Origin of the sequence: Collinsella sp. An307 (assembly GCF_002161805.1) — a bacterium.
In the GTDB taxonomy this organism is placed as follows: Bacteria; Actinomycetota; Coriobacteriia; order Coriobacteriales; family Coriobacteriaceae; genus Coprousia.
The window spans coordinates 67,743-84,981 of sequence record NZ_NFIP01000002.1; the positions used below are offsets into that span (position 1 = coordinate 67,743).

A 17,239-nucleotide genomic window follows, 5' to 3' on the forward strand; every position below is an offset into this window, starting at 1 on the left:
CCGGCGAAAGGAGCTCCCGTGGCCGAGATTGAGAAGACCTACATCATGATCAAGCCCGATGCCGTGCGCGACCGCAAGATCGGCGAGATCATCACGCGCATCGAGCGCACCGGCCTTGTCATTGAGCGGCTCGATATGGCCACGCTCGACGCCGACGTGGTGCGTGAACACTATGCGCACCTCGCCGACAAGCCGTTCTTTGGCGACCTCGTCGCGTTCATGACGAGCGGACCGGTGGTGAAGATGGTCGTCTCCGGCCTCGGGGCCATTGGCAAGATGCGCACCATCATGGGTGCGACCAACCCGCTCGACGCCGCCCCCGGCACCATTCGTGGCGACTTTGCCACCGACGTGAACTCCAACGTCATCCACGGCTCCGACGGTCCCGAGACGGCGGCTATTGAGATCGAGCGCTTCTTTGGCAAGGATGCGTAACGAAGCGCAGGCTCGCAGCGCAATCAACGCGGTGGTGGGCCTCGTTGCCCATGTAGACGCCGGCAAGACGACGCTTGCCGAGGCGATGCTCTACCATGCGGGCGCCATCCGGCGGCAGGGCAGGGTCGACCACGGAGACGCCCACCTCGATACCGACGCGATGGAGCGCGCCCGGGGCATCACCATCTTCTCCAAGCAGACGGCGCTCGACCATGCGGGCGCCCATCTCATGCTGCTCGACACGCCCGGGCACGTTGATTTTTCTGCAGAGGCGGAGCGGACGTTTCAGGCGCTCGACTACGCCATCATGGTCGTGGGGGCAAATGACGGTGTGCAGGGTCACACCGAGACCCTCTGGGAGCTTCTCGAGCGCTACGGCGTGCCCGCCTTTGTGTTCGTGAACAAAATGGATTTGGTTGACGAGGAGCCTGCTGCGGTGCTTAAGCGCCTGCGCGAGAGGCTCTCGGCTGCGTTGGTGGACGGTGCTGCGCTCGCGCGCGCGGTACGCGGCGGTGCGGCGAACGGCGATGCGACGGCGCTTGAGGATGCGGCTGCACTCGATGAGGCGGCGCTCGACGAGTACCTCGACACCGGCGCGCTCGGCGCCTCCACGGTCCGTCGTCTTGTTGCGGAGCGCGCTGTCTTTCCCTGTTTCTTTGGTTCGGCGCTCAAGGGTGCGGGCATCGATGCGTTTCTGGACGGCGTCGCCAGCCTGGTGCGCGAGCGCCCGTGGCCGAGCGAGTTTGCCGCCCGCGTGTACCGCGTGAGCCGCAGCCCGCGCGGCGAGCGCCTCGCTTGGCTCAAGGTGACCGGCGGCGCGCTGCGCGCCAAGATGGTTCTTTCTGGCGTAGAGCGCGGCGAGCCCTGGCAGGAGAAGGTAGATCAGGTGCGCCGCTACGATGCGGACGCATTTGAGATTGTGCCCGAGGTGGCGGCCGGATGCGTCTGCGCGGTAACGGGCCTTACGCACGTCATGCCCGGCAGCGCCCTCGGGGCCGAGGCGGAAGGGGAGGCCCCGGCGCTCGTCCCCGTCGTCTCCTATCAGGTTCTGCCGGGTGAGGAGGACGTCACCGCGGTGGTGCGGGCGCTTCGCGAGCTTGCGGACGAGGACCCGCTTCTGGCGGTGAGATGGCACGAGCAGCTCCAAGAGGTGCACGTTCAGCTTATGGGGACGGTTCAGCAGGAGGTTGTGCAGGAGACGCTCCGCGAGCGCTTTGGCCTTTCTGTCACCTTTGGCGAGGGCGGCATTCTCTATCGGGAAACGGTGACCGCACCGGTGCGGGGCGTTGGCCACTTTGAGCCGTTGCGCCACTACGCCGAGGTGCAGCTCCTCATCGAGCCCGGGCCGCGCGGGTCGGGCGTGGTGGCGGGGTCGCGGGCGGCCGAGGACGACCTCGACCGTAACTGGCAGCGCCTCATCCTGACCCATGTGCTCGAGCGCGATCACGCCGGCGTGCTTACCGGCGCGCCGCTTACCGATGTGCGCATAACGCTTTTGGCGGGACGCGCCCATCTAAAGCACACCGAGGGCGGCGACTTTCGCCAAGCGACCTACCGCGCCATCCGTCAGGCGCTTATGGAGGCGCGCGCTGCGGGTGCGTGCGAGCTCCTCGAGCCCTGGTACCGCTTTAGGCTGAGCATCCCCGCGGATAACGTGGGGCGCGCCCTCGCGGACGTGCAGCGCATGGCGGCGGAGTTCGATCCGCCCGAGCTCGCGGGCGAGCGAGCACGGATTTGCGGGTACGCTCCGGTTTCTAAGATGCGCTCCTATGCCCTCGAGGTGAGCGCCTATACAGGGGGCCACGGGCGCCTGGCACTTGAGTTTGCGGGCTACCGGCCGTGTCACGATGCGGACGAGGTCATTGCGGAGACCGCCTACGATCCGGTCGCCGACCTTCCCAACACGCCGGACTCGGTCTTCTGCGCCCACGGGGCGGGCTACAACGTGGCGTGGGACGAGGTTCCCGCGCACGCACATACCGCGGCCGATGAGGCACGTCTGCGCCCTTGGCGCTCCGCTGACGAGGTCTTTGCCCCATAGGCCGTGGCGGCTCCGGCTTACGCGGGAAGCGCAGCGTCGACTATAGGCTCGCTTATTGCCCTGTAGCGCATGAGCATTCGGACGCGTGGCGTCTTATGCTAGCCGTTTGCGTCGCACCTGTTTGAGCCAGTTGCGTTTGAAAGCTCCGATGCCGCCAAAGAACTTGTCGTAGGTGGCGCCGTCTTCCTTGGCAGCATACTTGACGGCCGCGAGCTCGATGGTGCAGAGGTAGTCCGCGACCTGCTCGAGCCGATAGTCGGTCATGGATGTGCGTCGCCGCTCAACCGCATGCTTAGAGAGCACAAAGCCGATGGACTGGTCGAGTGCCTGCTTCACGATGTCTTGTCCGTTGTCGTAGTAGACCTTAACGTCATCAAAAGATTGGAAGAACGCCAGATGGTCAAACAGCAGGCTGGAGATATCACGCTTCATCCGCGCCGTGAGCTGCGCAAGATCGCTGCATTCTTGTCGGCGGTATACAAAGGTTCGATAGGAGAAGGGGAGATAGCGAACTAGGGCGCCAAAGCTGTTGAGTAGCTTTTTTCTGGCGGACAGCTCAAGCGATTCATAAGGGCCGTGACCATTTAGCAGCGGTTCAGAATGAAAAGGAATATTGGGAAGATCAGCTATGCGGAGGCTATGCTCATACGTGGCGATATTCTCTCGTATCGAATCAGATTGATTATGGAAAACAAGGGTCAGGAGATAATAGCGCGACGCTCCTTCGCGGTCGCCACTCTCGTCGACAAATATCGAAAGCTCGCGAGCCATAAGTCTGCGCCCCCTAAACAAAAAATGCCGGGGGACTGCCCCCGGCGCTTGGAGGTAGCGCGCTGCGCCACCGCTATCTTTATACCACAAATGGTTCGGAGTAATCCATTGCGCTGAAAGCCCCTGAAGCGTCGTCCGCGCTATACTCAAACGCCTGTGGTCATCATGGGCTCGGTCGTCGCAAGGGGGAGAGGGTATGCCGCAGATTGTGCATCGCAGGCCGGATATACGGGAGTTCGTGCGCCGCGATCCGGTACTCGTCATCGCATGTACGCTCGCAGTGCTGTCATGCGCCGCGGTTCCGCCCGATGCGCACTACCTCACCTATGTCGACGTGCGCACGCTCGGGCTCCTTTTCAGCCTCATGACCGTCATGACGGGCCTTACGCGCCTTGGGGTTTTTCGGGCGGCGTGCCGCGCGCTGCTTCGTGCAGTGCACGGGCCGCGCTCGCTTTCGCTCGCCCTTGTGCTGCTTACGTTTTTCTCGAGCATGCTCATCACCAACGATGTCGCTCTCGTGACGTTCGTGCCGCTTGCGCTGCTGGCGCTGGGGCATCTCAAGTCGGTGCGGCTCACGTCGTTTACCGTGGTGATGATGACCATCGCAGCGAACCTGGGCAGCATGGCGACCCCTGTGGGCAACCCTCAGAACCTGTATCTCTATTCCGCCGCGCGTATGCCTCTGGGGGAGTTTCTCATCCTCATGCTCCCCTTCACACTCGCCGCCCTAGTGCTGCTCGTGGGCGCGATCGTGCTGTTTGGGCGCGCCCCAGATGCGCTGCCTCTCTCGTCGGCGCCGGTGCTTGCAGACGATGGGGAGGACGCGGGCGTTCCGCTCGCGCGCACGGTACCTTGGATCGTGCTCTTTGCGCTGGCGCTCGCCTCGGTGGCGCGCGTGCTGCCCTGGCAGGTGACGGTCGCTGCCGCCGTCGCCGTGGGTATCGTCTTCGACAGGGCGGCACTTCGCCATGTCGACTATGCCCTGCTTGCAACTTTTGTGGCGTTCTTTGTGTTCGTGGGCAACATGGGACGTATCGAGGCCATCGACGCCTTTATTGCTCAGGCGGTCGTGGGCAACGAGCTCGTCGTCTCGGTTGTGGCGAGTCAGGTCCTCTCCAACGTGCCGGCGGCAATTCTGCTCTCGGGCTTCACCGACGCGTGGCGCGAGCTTATCATCGGCTGCAACTTGGGCGGGCTCGGTACGCTCATCGCCTCCATGGCGAGTCTTATCTCCTACAAGCAGTTTGCGCTCGTGCATCCCCGTGCTAAGGGCTCCTACCTTGCACTCTTTACCGGCTGGAATATGGTCTTTCTCGCCGTGCTGCTTGTGTTTGCGCTGGTATAGGGGGGAGCTCATGGGTAGCGGAAAGGACGGCGGTAAGGGCGCCGATTGGCGCACGTATGCCCGCTATGCCGCGTTGACGGATGATGAGCTCGCGCGGCAGTGCGAGGTCCAGGTGTTTCGTGCCAAAGGGCCGGGCGGGCAGGGTGTGAACACCACCGACTCGGCGGTGCGCATGGTGCATGTGCCCACCGGTATCGCGGTCACCTCTCGCGAGTCGCGCAGCCAGCATCAAAACCGTCGCGTCTGTCTAGAGAAGCTCAAGCGCATCTTCGAGCGCCGTGCAAAGCCCCCAAAGCACCGCATCAAAACGAAGGTCCCCCGCGCCGTGCGGGAGCGTCGCCTGTCAGACAAGCGGCATCGCTCCGAGCGCAAACAAATGCGACGCAATGTGTCCTGGGAGTAGACCAGGCTCACCTGCACAGGCGGGCGGGCGACAGGTGCGCCTTTACGCAAGCCCTATGGAGCGCAGCCGGTGCCAGCGAAGCGAGCTCACCGCAAGCGCGCCGCCCTCCGCGCAGAGCTTTACCGCGCGCGGGCCGGGCGTGGGGAAGCTGTAGGCGCTCATGGCGGCGCGCCCACCGTCCACATACACCTCTATTGAGCCGCGGTCAATATATATGCGCAGCTTAAGCGTACCGAGGTTAGAGTCGTGCCCTTCTCGCGGCGCGGCGCGATAGCCTCGCTCGCCGAGGCGTACCGCCCCGCGGTCGAGAACGACCCGCCCCGTCTGGTCGTCGTAGGCAACATACACATACCCGCCGTCCTCGGTGGCGTGGACCTTGAGGCCGACGCGCTCGGCAGTAGACGCTGCAAGGTCAATCGAAAGCTCGATCTCTGTAGCCTCGGCGTCTTCGATCACGGTCAGGTCCTCGTTGGCACCAAGCGTTGCCGGGCCGACGTCGACCGTGTCCTCGCGCAGCGCTTCGAGCTCGCGTGCAGGCGTGGTGATGAGCGCGCCGTCCGCCGCAAGCGAGACCTCGCGCGGCAAGGTGAGCTGCCCGCACCAGCCGTCATCTTGCATGGGCGAGGCGCCCGCAGGGCTCATCCAGCCAATCATAAGGCGTCTGCCGTCCGGCGCCGCCATGCTCTGCGGGGCGTAGAAGTTCTGGCCCCAGTCCCACAGATGGAACGCGCCTTCAGGCTCAAACGTCCGCCCCGGTTCCCAGGTACCCACCACGTAGCCCGCGTTGTTGCGGTTGCGATTCATGTAGCCCTGTGCCTTCGCGCCCATGGCCGAGAAGCAGAGCACCCAGCGCGTCTTGCCGTCCGGCGCCGTAAGGGGAAAGAAGTCGGGGCATTCGAGCATGTAGACGTTTGGATCGGGGTGGCGGTAGAGAATACCCTCGCGCCGCCAGTTCACAAGATCGTTGGAGGAGAAAAGGACGATCTCGCCGCGGTTCACGCGCGAGCGCTGGCCGAGGACCAGATACCAGCGCCCGTCCTGCCGCCAGACTTTGGGATCGCGGAAGTCAATGAGGTCCTCGGGGTTGTCGATGACGACGCCGTGCTTTTCGAACCGCACGCCGTCGCGGGAGGTCGCGAGGCACTGCACCTCACGGTTGCCCGCGCTGTCGTCGCGTCCGTTGTGCCAGCGATGTCCGGTGTAGAGTAGGTTGAGGGTGTCGTTGGCGTCCACCACGGCGGAGCCGGAGAACACGCCCGCGTTCTCGGCCTCAATGCTCGGGGCGAGGGCCACGGGTTCGCGCCGCCAGGTGACGAGGTCAGCGCTCGAGACGTGGCCCCAGTGCATGGGGCCCCACTGCGTGCCAAAGGGATGGAGCTGGAAGAACACGTGCCAGCGACCCTGGAAGTAGGAGAGGCCGTTGGGATCGTTGATCCATCCGCCCGCCGAAGCGATGTGGTAAAGCGGGTACCAGCGGTCGCGCCGTGTGCACTCGAGGGCGCTCACGCCCTGCTCAGCGCGTTCGAGCGCTTCGGTATGGTCGATAAACGGCGCGTTCAAATCGATGGCAGGTGCCATAGCGGTTCCTTTCCGTGGCACGTACACTTGCGGGTTGCGGGCGCGTTTAGCAGCGTTACGCTGCGCCCGCTTTGTCGAGCCGACGGCGGAGCAAGAGACACGCGCCCACATCCGGTTCATGTACTGGCGCAACGAGCCGGCAGCGTTCGGGTAGCGCCTGCTCAAGGGAGTCTAAGAGGAACCGTCCTGCCTTGAAGGTCCCGCCAATGTAGGTAACGGGCACGATGGAGTCGTCCTCGGCAAAGATGCCGCGTACGACGGCATCGATCATCGCCGCCTCCTCGCGGGCGGCGCGCTCGAGGATGTCGCGGGCGCAGGCGTCTCCTGCCTCTGCGGCACGGGTAACGAGTGGGGCGAGTGCGGCGATGCGTCCGCGCTCGGCCATGTGCTTTTGGGCGAAGGCGATGAGGTCAAAGTCGTCAGTAAGGTCGAGCTCCTCGCGCACCAGGTCGAGAATCGCCCCGGCGGGCGCGCGCCCGTCGCTCTCGCGGGTGAAGGCAAAGAGCAGCTCCTTGCCGAGCCATCCGCCCGAACCCTCGTCCCCGAGCTCATAGTCCCAACCTCCGCAGCGCATGGCGCGCCCCGCGCAGGCGCCGTAGGCGATAGAGCCCGTGCCCGCAATGATGACAACGCCGTCGGCAAGGTCAAGACCCGCCGCCCAAGCGGCCTCCACGTCGTTCACAAGCTCGAAGGGGTGCTCGCCCGCCACGCGGCCCACGGCCTCGCGTATGCGCCGCGTGGCCTCCGCACCCTCGCCATAGCCGCAGATGCCAAGGCCTATACCAAAGTCGGAACCAAGAAGGCCCGTGCCCGCTGCCCGGGCCACGCCCTCGGCGAGCACGCGCTCCATACCCTCAAAGCCCGCCTGGGCGTAGTGACACGTGCCGAGCTCAAAGCGCTCGAGTGCGTGCATGCCCTCGTCATAGATCGTGAAAGCGGTCTTGGTGCCGCCGCCGTCGATGCCGAGCCATCTCATGTGAAATCGTCCTCTCGCCTCAAGGTCCACCCGGCGTGCGACGCTTGGTGACTACAGCGCACGTGGGCGGGGCATAATAATTCGGATTATAGGTCAGCCCCTACAGGGTCCAAGAGAGGAGAGCTCCCATGGCAGTGTTTTTTAAGGACGCGAACGGCAACTTCTTTACCGCGGTCAAGGCGGGTGTCGGTGCGCCCGACGGGTTCGAGCCCGTTGAGGCTAATTCCGTTGATGCTGCCAAGGAGAAGCACGTTCCCGCTGTGGAGCTCCAGCGCGACGGTCACATCATCCATGTCCAGGTGGGCGAGGTCGCGCATCCCATGGATCCCGATCACTACATCGAGTGGATCGCGCTCGATACAGACGGTCGTCTTGAAGTGCACGCCCTGAAGCCCGGTCAGACGCCGGCGACCTTCTTTGCGGGCGGCGTCAAGTCGGGCCGCGTCTACGCTTACTGCAACCTCCACGGCCTTTGGGTCAAGGAGTTCTAGTCGCCCTATCGGTGTCCTCGGTATACTGGTAGGTACGAGAAACGCAAAGGGTCGCCTCAACGGCGGCCCTTTGCGGCAACCGGGTGCCGGCGTCCCTGCACCCGGTGACGCTGCGGTATGGCTTCGTGAGGGGAGAGGCGGGTCATGAGAATCGCGCTGGCGCAAATCGACATGCGACTCGGTGACATCGAGGGCATCTGCGCCCGTATCGAGGATCAGGCTCGGCTCGCCGCGAGCCAAGGGGCGTCTCTTATCTGCACGCCCGTACCGCTCTTTGGCGGCATGATGCCGGGCGCGCTTCTGGAAGCGAAAAACTACGAGCACGCATTGCTCAGCTCTCTCACCGGCCTCGCCGCTCGGCTGGACGCCCTTTCCATTCAGGCGGTCATCCCGGCACCCATCGCCATCGACCATACCCCGCTATTCGAGGTGTTCCTCCTTAAGGAGGGCCGGGTCGTGCCCCTGCGCAGCCTGTTCGCCGCGCGGCGTGCGGGTTCTGCCGAGGACCTGTGGCTGCCCCCGGTATTTGATATCGAAGGACTTCGCGTGGCGGTCACGTTTGACGCCGTGAACGATCTTAAGATTCTGCCTCCCGGTTGCGACCTCGTTCTCTTCTTGCAGGCGAGTTCGTTCGACGTGGGAGATGAGTCGACAAGCTGCGTTGCCTCGGTGGCGGACGGTCACTTTGCGCCGCTCGCAAAGGAGAAGAGCGTCTGGCTCGCCTGCATGGCGCCCATCGGCGGGTACGACGAGGCGGCCTTCACGGGCGGTTCGTTTTTCATGGACGATGCCGGCCGCGTGGTTGCGGCAGCGCCCTGCTTTAGCGAGGCACTGCTTGTGCAGGATATTGAGCGTGGCATGGTGCTTCCCGCACTTGAGGCTCACGAGCTTCCCCGCTACCAGCGGGAGGAGTGGCTCTGGGAGGCGCTGCGCCTGCACCTTGCCGACAGCGTGCATGCGTTGGGGTCAACGTCTGTCGTCGTCGCGCTTACCGGGGACCTGCCCAGCTCGCTTACCGCCCTTCTCGCCGTCGACGCGCTCGGCCCACGTAACGTTACGGGGCTCTTTGTCGAGCGCTCGCAGGTGCTCACCCCCGCTCAGGAGAGTGCTGAGCACGAGCGTTCGGACCGTGTGCGCGAGTTGGCGTCCAATCTGGGTATCCGTCTGATCGAGCGCGCGCCGGCCGACGCCGCACGCCTGCTCGATCGTGACGCCCCGGGGCTCGGCCTTGCCCTCGCGCGCGAGCGTATCGAAGGGCTCTACCTGGAGGATGTGGCAATCGAACTCGGTGCCGTGGCGGTGAGCTCGATCACCAAGACCGACGCCGCTCTTGCCGCGCCGCTGGCGGCCGCCGGCTATCTTGGCGCCGTCGCTCCCTTTGGAGACGTCTATCTGACAGCACTCGAGTTTTTGGCCCGCGCGCGCAGCCGCGCCGGGTCCGCCATTCCCGCTCGTCTGATCACCCTGAACGCGGTCGAGGACCGCATGGCGTCCATCCTGGCGGCGTCCATCGCCGGTGCGCCCGAGTCGCCCGTCTGGCGCGAGCGTATGGCGCGCCTGTTGGCACCGCTCGAGGCGGCGCAGATCGACGGCGTCCTCGAGGCGCACGTCGACCACGGCCTCTCTCAGGACGAGATCCCGCTTGCCGCCACCGCCCCAGATGCCGTGGCACTTCTGCTCATGATCGTTCGTGCTGGAGAGGTGTGGCGCCGGCGCCTTCCGCTTGTCCCCATGGTCTCCTCTCGCTCGTTCCCCGAGCGTCGCTGGCCCGCGCAGCTCGCATGGTCGGATACCGGGCGCGGCGGCGAAGACCCTCTGACCTGTGCGGGGCTGGTGAGCGCCGAGTCCGAGCGCGTCCTCGAGCTCGGGGAGGAGCACGGCAGGCGCGTCCGCGGCGAGATCGTGGGTCTTATCGCGGGCATGCTCGGCGTGCCTGTCGATGATATGGACGAGGACGAGGTTGAGTCCGAGCTGCTCCGTCGCATGCGTGAAGCCTTCGAGGCGGACGAGGGCGGTCAGAATCCGCCCTTCGCCGGCGGGCGTCCCCACGGCTTCACCTTCTTTTCGCAGAACTGAGCCCATCCTTCCCCTGTTGCCAAGCGCGTGTTATAGTAGAACAAATGTTCTAGCGCTGAGGGGAGGCGTATGATCGTATTGGGCATCGACCCCGGTCTGGCAAACACCGGATGGGGCATTGTGGAGGAACGTGGCGGCGAGGTCCGCTGTCGGGCCTACGGCTGCATCCATACGGGGGCGGACGAGGCACTCGATCAGCGCCTCCGCGTCATCGTGGACGATCTGGCGCGCGTCGTGGGACGCTACGGGCCCGAGGCCGCGGCCGTCGAGGGCATCTACTTCGGGGCGAACGTTCGCTCCGCTATCCCTACCGCGCACGCCCGCGGAGCGGCACTCGTCGCCTGCTCGCTTGCCGGGGTCTCGGTGGGGGAGTATACCCCCATGCAGATCAAGCAGGCCGTGGTGGGCACCGGCGCGGCGGACAAGCGGCAGGTGACTTTCATGGTCCGCAGCCTTCTGCACCTCGACCACGACCCAAAGCCAGATCACGCGGCAGACGCCCTCGCATGCGCTATCTGCCATGCGCACCTCGTGCGCACCGGCGAGCTCACCGGCGGCGGCTACGTTCAGAAGAAAGGTGACCCCTACTCATGATCTCTCAGGTTCACGGCATACTTCTGGAGGCCACCCCGTCTGTTGCGGTGGTGGACGTATCGGGCGTGGGGTTCGAGCTCGGCATCTCGGGCATCACGGCAGCGTCTCTGCCGGCGGTGGGGGATGAGGTCAGGCTCTACACGCGGTTCCGTCTCGCTAACGACGCGATGGCGCTCTACGGATTTGCCACGGTGGAGGAACGCACCATGTTCGACCGGCTCATCGCCGTGTCAAGCGTGGGTCCGCGCATGGCGCTGTCGGTCCTCTCCAAGTTCTCGGTGGCCCAGCTCTACACCATCGTCATGGCCGAGGATACCAAGAGCATGGCTACGGTCCCGGGTGTGGGCAAGAAGACCGCCCAGCGCCTGATACTCGAGCTCAAGAGCACGCTTGCCAAGGACCGCAGCCTCTCCGGTGCGGCCGTTCCCCTCGCGGGGCAGCTGCCGCTCGACGCGGCGGCGAGCACGGCTATCGAGGACGCGCGTGCGGCGCTGCTTTCCATGGGCTTCAGCCCGCAGGAGACCGATCTTGCGCTCGAAGGGTATGATGGTCAGGATATGCGTGTCGAGGATATCCTCGCCGCCTCGCTTAAGCGCTTAGGGATGGATGCATGATGTGGGAAGCCGATGACTCGCGCGATCTGTTCGATGACGCTCCGGCGCCTGCCGCGCGTGCTGTGCACGGCGACCGCTTCGTGACCGGCAACCTCACCTCCGACGATCTGGATGTGGAGCGTTCGCTTCGTCCTCAGAAGCTCGACGACTATTGTGGTCAGGATCACATCAAGCAGAGCCTGCGCATCCTCATCGAGGCGGCGCAGAGTCGTGGCGAGTGCCTCGATCACGTGATCTTCTCGGGCCCTCCCGGCCTCGGTAAGACGACGCTCGCGACTGTGGTGGCAAACGAGCTCGGCGCCCAGATCAAGACGACCTCCGGCCCCGCCATCGAGCGCACGGGGGACCTCGCCGCCATCCTCACTAATCTCCAACCCGGTGACGTGCTTTTTATTGACGAGATTCATCGCCTGAACCGTTCGGTGGAGGAGATTCTCTATCCCGCGATGGAGGACTTCGCCCTCGATATCGTGATTGGCAAGGGTCCTGCCGCCCGTTCCATTAGGCTCGAAATCCCGCATTTCACCCTTGTGGGCGCGACGACGCGCTCGGGCATGCTCACGGGACCCTTGCGCGACCGTTTTGGCATCTCATTTAGGCTCGACTACTATGCGGTGCGCGACCTTGCACAGATTGTTCTGCGTTCTGCATCCATCTTGGGGGTGGAGGTGGACGAGGAGTCCGCGATCGAGATTGCCTCGCGTTCGCGCGGCACGCCGCGTCTTGCCAACCGCCTGCTCAAGCGCGTGCGCGATTACGCACAGGTGCGCGGAACGGGATCGGTTGACCTCTCGATTGCGCGTGAGGCGCTGGAGTTCTTTGAGATCGACGAGCTCGGCCTCGATTGGATGGATATCCGCATCCTAGAGACGCTCGCCAAGACCTACCGCGGTCGCGCGGTCGGGCTCTCCACGCTCGCAAGCGCGGTCGGCGAGGATCCTGCGACGCTCGAGGATGTATATGAGCCGTACCTGTTGCAGCGCGGTCTTATCGTTCGCACGCCGCAGGGTAGGCAGGCAACGCTCGCCGCGCTCGAGCATCTGGGCGTGGAGGCCCCGGCGTAGAGCCAAAGCCGCTATGGGCCAGATCGGCGTTGCCCGTGCAGCCCGCCTCGCCGCTGCCATCCATTTGAGCTACCATGGCTGAGAAACGGTTTCGAGACGACGGGAGGGATGGCCCATGGCCTGCACCACCATTCTGATTGGCAAGGCGGCGAGCTTTGACGGCTCGACTATCATCGCGCGCAATGAGGACTCACCGGGCGGACAGTTCGAGCCTAAAAAGATGCATGTCGTTTCGCCCGAAGAGCAGCCGCGTACCTACACGGCGACGGCGTCCCATGTGACCATCGAGCTTCCCGATAACCCCATGCGCTACATGTCGGTGCCTGACGCCTTGCCTGGCCACGGCATCTGGGCGGCTGCGGGTATCAACGAGGCAAACGTCGCGATGACAGCGACCGAGACCATCACGAGCAACGAGCGTGTGCTTGGCGCAGACCCTCTGGTGGAGCTGCGTCCTGCGCGCGGACGTGAGGGCGAGGAGGGTTTTGAGCCCGAGGTGCCGGGCGGTATCGGCGAGGAGGACATGGTCACCCTCGTGCTGCCCTACATCAGAAGCGCCCGCGAGGGCGTCCAGCGCCTGGGCGAGCTGCTCGAGCGCTACGGCACCTACGAGATGAACGGCATCGCGTTTTCTGACGTGGACGAGATTTGGTGGCTCGAGACCGTCGGCGGTCACCACTGGATCGCCCGCCGCGTGCCGGACGACGCCTACGTGACCATGCCCAACCAGCTTGGCATCGACTCCTTCGACCTCGCTGACGCGGAGGGGGCGCATAAGGAGCATATGGCGAGCGCCGACCTGCGCAGCTGGATGGCCGCAAACCACCTCGATCTCACGCTCTCCTCGAGTAGTGTGGGCTTTGCGGCAAAGGCCTCTTCCGCCTCGCAGGTTACAGATGTCTTCAATCCGCGCGATGCTTTTGGCTCGCATTCGGACAGCGATCACGTCTACAACACCCCGCGCGCTTGGTATATGCAGCGCTGTCTCAACCCGAGCGATAGGTGGGACGGCCCTGCGGCCACGTTGCGCCCTGAGTCGGATAACATCCCCTGGTGCCGCGTGCCGGAGCGCAAGCTCACCATCGAGGATGTGAAGTACGTGCTCTCGGCCCATTACCAGGGCACGCCCTATGATCCGTACGGCAAGCTCGGCACCGATGCGACGCGTGGCCTCTACCGCCCCATCGGCATCAACCGCAACGGCCAGCTTGCGGTGCTGCAGATTCGCCCCGATAAGCCCGAGAGTTGCCGCGGCGTCCAGTGGATGGCGTTTGGCTCAAACGTCTTCAACGCGCTCGTGCCCTTCTACACCAACGTGGATGAGGCGCCGGCGTATCTGGAGAACACGACTGAGCGCGTGACGAGTGAGAGCTTCTACTGGGCAAACCGCTTGATCGCGGCACTCGCCGACGCTCGCTTCCGCGAGAACTCCGCCCATATCGAGCGCTACGCCGAAAAGGTGGGAGCGCTCGGCCATCAGATGCTTCGCGAGACCGACGCAGCCATTGCCGATCTGGAGGCTGAGGCCGCTCCGTACCTGCTCAAGGACGCCAACGAGCGGATGGCAAAGGATTTGAAGCGAGAGACCGAGAAGCTCCTCTCCAACGTACTGTTCACCACGAGCCTCTCGATGAAAAACGCCTTCGCCATGTCCGACAACTAAGATGGCGGGCAAGCGGGTAGAAGAAGGGCGAGTTTGTTGCCGTAAGAAAGGTGAGACCATGGCTCAGAAGTTCGAGGACATCGTAAACAACATGGTTAACGTCGGCCTCGGCGTGGCCGCCACGGCAGCCGAGAAGGGCAAGGAGGTCTTCGACGACCTTGCCGCCAAGGGCTCCGAGGTGCGCAACGACGCCGCCCAGAGCGACTTTGGAAAGTCCATGGCCGATATCTTCCAGCAGGCGGGCGGCGCCTTCTCCGAGGCGACCGATCGTTTGAGCGCACAGGGCGCCACCGTTGCCGAGCGCATCTTGGATGAGCTCATCATGGCCCGCGTGCGCCCCATGACCAAGACGGAGCGCATCGACTTTCTCGCCCACGTACGCGACCTGGTGGATTCTGCCGACAACGCGACCGTGACCGTCGAGGTGGAGGTCGACGAGCCCGCCGACAAGGCAGCTTCCGAGACGGCCGCCGCAGACACGGACGCCGAGAGCACGGAAGCGTAACGCATCGTGGCAAAAGACACAGGGCTCACAGACAATCCAGCAGCGCATGAGCCTCTCGTTCCCGAGGAACCGGAGTTCGAGCAGGGCATGGGCGAAGAGGAGGCGGTGCCGAGCCGCACGGCGCGCCGTCGCGAGCGCGCCGTCGACACGGTTCCCGCTGAGCCCGAGGTCATGGCGGATGCCGAGAAGTACCAGCTGACGCCGGTCGGCCGGCGCCGCCGCATCGCCACTATCTTCCACATCGCACGCAAGTACGAGGTCTGGAACAACATCACGCCGGTGCGCCTGCGTTGCATGCTCGAGGAGCTCGGTCCGATGTTCGTCAAGATGGGGCAGATTCTCGCCAACCGCTCCGAGATCCTGCCCCAGCGCTTCTGCGACGAGCTCCGTCGCCTGCGCACCGAGGTGGACCCCGTGCCGTACAAGGTGGTGCTCGAGTGCCTTGAGGCGGAGTACGGCCAGAAGCTGGGCGAGATCTTCGACGCGGTCGACCCCAACCCCTTGGGCAGCGCTTCGCTTGCCCAGGTGCACCGGGCGCGCCTCATTACCGGCGAGGACGTTGCCATCAAGGTCCAGCGCCCCGGCGCTCAGCAGGTCATGGCGCAGGACATCGATATCATGCGCTCGCTTGTGCGCCATATCTCACGCTTCGTGAAGACCGATCAGTTCATCGACTTGCGTGATGTGGTGGAGGAGCTCTGGCAGTCCTTCCGCGAGGTGACGAACTTCCTCATGGAGGCTCGCAACCTCGACGAGTTCTACGCGTACCACGTCTCAACGCCCGGCGTCTCGTGCCCGCGCTCCTATCTGGACCTCTGCACCGAGCACGTCGTGGTGATGGACTACGTGGACGGCATTTCGATTGCTGACCCCGAGGCGCTCGTCGCCGCTGGATACGACCTCGAAGAGGTAGGTGCGCGCATCGTCGACGACTATGCGACGCAGGTCCTCGATCACGGTTTCTTCCATGCCGACCCGCATGCCGGCAACATCATCCTGCGTGACGGTGTTATCTACTTCATCGACCTTGGCATGGTGGGGCGCATGTCGACGCACGACCGCAGGCTCGTGAAAGACATCGTCTTTTCCGTTGCAGAGGACGACGTGCCTAAGCTCAAGGACTCGCTCATGCGCTTCGCGGTAACGCGTGGCAACTCCTCCGAAATCGATCATACGGCGTTCCTCTCTGACCTTGACTTTATCGTCCAGGATTTCGGCAGCCTCGATCTGCGCGATCTGGACATAGGCAAGTTTTTGACCTCGCTTATCAATCTCACGAGGAAAAACAACGTCGAGCTGCCGAGCGTGGTTACTATGTTCGCGCGCGGCATGGTGACGCTCGAGGGGCTGCTCACCGAGTACATGCCCGACGTCAACATGATCGAGATCATCACCGCGCACATCCAAAACGAGAAGAGTTCCTACACTCGGGCGCGCGAGATGGCGGGCGACCTCGCTCGCAGCTCTGCCCGTGCTGCCAAGGGGACACTCGAGGCGGCCGAGCACATCGGCCTTGCGTCGCGCATGCTCACGCGCGGGCAGCTCAAGTTCAACACCGAGGTCATCGGCTCCGAAGAGGTCCTCAAGCGCGTGGGCGGCATCGTGGACCGCATGTCGATGTCGATCGTTATCGCGGGTCTCTTCATCGGTTCGTCGGTTGTGTACTACGCAAAAATCGAGCCGGTTATCATGGGCATCCCCGTCATCGGCTTTTTGGGCTACACCTCGGCGCTCGTGCTCGCTCTCATGCTCGGTCGTGAGATTTGGCGCAACAGCCACGGCAAACGACGGTAGTGTGACGCGTCCGATGCGTCATCCCTTGCCGCGCCGCGCCGTGCCGCGGGCGTGGTGCAGTTCATGCAAAATGTGGGGTAGTGAACCCGGATAAACGCTTCATGCAGAAATCGAGGTAGTGAACCCGAAAAGGCGCTATTCGGCGCCCTTCCCGGTGTTGGGTTCACTGCCTCTATTATTGCAGGCCCTCTACCGGCGATTCTTTAGCCGCCTTTTTCTCGGGTTCACCACCCGGGTTCACTACCTCAATTCTTGCAAAATCGCGACGCTAGCGCTCAAGTGCACCGGGTTCGGCCACGTTGACGATGCTCGTGTTGGCAAACGTTTGCGTAGCCTGATCGTAGTCAAAGGTGAGGATGCAGCAGTTGGCGAGCTTCACGTCCTGGTCGCAGCGGGCGTAGGGCTCCATGGTGGTCTTGAAGAGCGTGATAATCGACCCATGCGCGACGGCGAGCGCGTCTCCGCCCGCCGCCTCGTCCATAAGGCGACGCAAGGCGTCCACCACGCGTTCGCGGGCGCTCTCCTCGGAATCACCGCCACACGAGACGAGCGCGTTGCCCGGTACCCAGGGGCTGACGGGGAACTCGTCCATGGGTCTTCCCTCGTAGACGCCGTAGCAGCGCTCCATAAGGCCGTCCTCATCGGTGCGAGGGAGCAGCTCGAAGCTGGGGTTCTCTTCGATCACGATATCGAGCGTGCGACGTGCGCGGCCGAGGGGCGAGGTGGCGAGGCGCACGGGGCGCACGCCATGCTCTCGGTACCATGCGGCGGCGCGGCGCGCCTGCGTTTCGCCGAGTGCGGTGAGAGGGGAGTCGCAGCGACCCTGCACGAGCTTGCGCACGTTGAACTCGGTCTGACCGTGACGCATAAGATAAAGGGTTGCCACGCG

At 64.2% G+C, this 17,239-nt stretch carries 15 protein-coding genes and 1 pseudogene; 12 read left to right on the forward strand and 4 right to left on the reverse strand.

Features of this window, described 5'->3' with window-relative positions:
- Positions 1-18 precede the first annotated feature (18 nt).
- Both ndk and B5F89_RS02270 read left to right on the forward strand, forming a co-directional pair.
- The gene (ndk, locus tag B5F89_RS02265; protein WP_087430195.1) at positions 19-435 is read left to right on the forward strand and encodes a nucleoside-diphosphate kinase; all 417 of its coding nucleotides are present in this window, start codon (positions 19-21) and stop codon (positions 433-435) included.
- Complete coding sequence (locus B5F89_RS02270) at positions 428-2,476, forward strand: TetM/TetW/TetO/TetS family tetracycline resistance ribosomal protection protein (protein WP_087430196.1); 2,049 nt, start codon at positions 428-430, stop codon at positions 2,474-2,476. Before ndk ends, B5F89_RS02270 begins: the two co-directional genes overlap by 8 nt.
- A gap of 93 nt (positions 2,477-2,569) precedes the next feature.
- Here the strand turns inward: B5F89_RS02270 and B5F89_RS02275 are convergent, their stop codons facing one another.
- Complete coding sequence (locus B5F89_RS02275; protein WP_087430197.1) at positions 2,570-3,247, reverse strand: DUF3800 domain-containing protein; 678 nt, start codon at positions 3,245-3,247, stop codon at positions 2,570-2,572.
- 196 nt (positions 3,248-3,443) lie between these two features.
- Here B5F89_RS02275 and B5F89_RS02280 point away from each other — a divergent pair, with 196 nt between their 5' ends.
- Together B5F89_RS02280 and B5F89_RS02285 are read left to right on the forward strand one after the other, a co-directional pair.
- The gene (locus tag B5F89_RS02280; RefSeq protein WP_087430198.1) at positions 3,444-4,592 is read left to right on the forward strand and encodes an SLC13 family permease; all 1,149 of its coding nucleotides are present in this window, start codon (positions 3,444-3,446) and stop codon (positions 4,590-4,592) included.
- A gap of 106 nt (positions 4,593-4,698) precedes the next feature.
- Positions 4,699-4,995: pseudogene (locus B5F89_RS02285) on the forward strand (peptide chain release factor-like protein); the annotation flags it as partial.
- A 42-nt stretch (positions 4,996-5,037) separates the two neighbouring features.
- Here B5F89_RS02285 and B5F89_RS02290 read toward each other — a convergent pair.
- Positions 5,038-6,573, reverse strand: coding sequence for a glycoside hydrolase family 32 protein (locus tag B5F89_RS02290; RefSeq protein ID WP_087430200.1), 1,536 nt, complete (start codon positions 6,571-6,573; stop codon positions 5,038-5,040).
- A gap of 55 nt (positions 6,574-6,628) precedes the next feature.
- The gene (locus tag B5F89_RS02295; protein WP_087430201.1) at positions 6,629-7,549 is read right to left on the reverse strand and encodes a BadF/BadG/BcrA/BcrD ATPase family protein; all 921 of its coding nucleotides are present in this window, start codon (positions 7,547-7,549) and stop codon (positions 6,629-6,631) included.
- Positions 7,550-7,677: 128 nt separating this feature from the next.
- Between B5F89_RS02295 and B5F89_RS02300 the strand changes: the two genes are divergently transcribed.
- The 8 genes from B5F89_RS02300 (at position 7,678) to B5F89_RS02335 (ending at position 16,350) form a co-directional block, all read left to right on the forward strand.
- Positions 7,678-8,040, forward strand: a complete 363-nt coding sequence (locus B5F89_RS02300) for a desulfoferrodoxin family protein (protein WP_087430202.1) — start codon at positions 7,678-7,680, stop codon at positions 8,038-8,040.
- Positions 8,041-8,184: 144 nt separating this feature from the next.
- Entirely contained in the window at positions 8,185-10,116 is a 1,932-nt protein-coding gene (locus tag B5F89_RS02305) for a hypothetical protein (RefSeq protein WP_087430203.1), read from the forward strand.
- Between the two features lie 69 nt (positions 10,117-10,185).
- Positions 10,186-10,710, forward strand: a complete 525-nt coding sequence (gene ruvC / locus B5F89_RS02310) for a crossover junction endodeoxyribonuclease RuvC (RefSeq protein ID WP_087430204.1) — start codon at positions 10,186-10,188, stop codon at positions 10,708-10,710.
- Positions 10,707-11,324 carry a Holliday junction branch migration protein RuvA gene (gene ruvA / locus B5F89_RS02315; RefSeq protein ID WP_087430205.1) on the forward strand — a complete coding sequence of 206 codons (618 nt, stop codon included), beginning with the start codon at positions 10,707-10,709 and terminating at the stop codon, positions 11,322-11,324. Before ruvC ends, ruvA begins: the two co-directional genes overlap by 4 nt.
- Positions 11,324-12,388: a Holliday junction branch migration DNA helicase RuvB gene (gene ruvB / locus B5F89_RS02320; protein ID WP_087430206.1), complete on the forward strand. Its 1,065-nt coding sequence runs from the start codon at positions 11,324-11,326 to the stop codon at positions 12,386-12,388. Before ruvA ends, ruvB begins: the two co-directional genes overlap by 1 nt.
- 115 nt (positions 12,389-12,503) lie before the next feature.
- A complete protein-coding gene (locus B5F89_RS02325; RefSeq protein WP_087430207.1) occupies positions 12,504-14,051 on the forward strand; it encodes a C69 family dipeptidase in 1,548 nt (515 codons plus the stop codon).
- 58 nt (positions 14,052-14,109) lie between these two features.
- Complete coding sequence (locus tag B5F89_RS02330; RefSeq protein ID WP_087430208.1) at positions 14,110-14,556, forward strand: hypothetical protein; 447 nt, start codon at positions 14,110-14,112, stop codon at positions 14,554-14,556.
- An 87-nt stretch (positions 14,557-14,643) separates the two neighbouring features.
- Entirely contained in the window at positions 14,644-16,350 is a 1,707-nt protein-coding gene (locus tag B5F89_RS02335) for a lipopolysaccharide core heptose(II) kinase RfaY (RefSeq protein ID WP_087430342.1), read from the forward strand.
- Positions 16,351-16,618: 268 nt separating this feature from the next.
- On the opposite strand, the gene B5F89_RS02340 is transcribed toward B5F89_RS02335, so the two are convergent.
- A complete protein-coding gene (locus B5F89_RS02340) occupies positions 16,619-17,236 on the reverse strand; it encodes a histidine phosphatase family protein (RefSeq protein WP_087430209.1) in 618 nt (205 codons plus the stop codon).
- Positions 17,237-17,239: the final 3 nt, after the last annotated feature.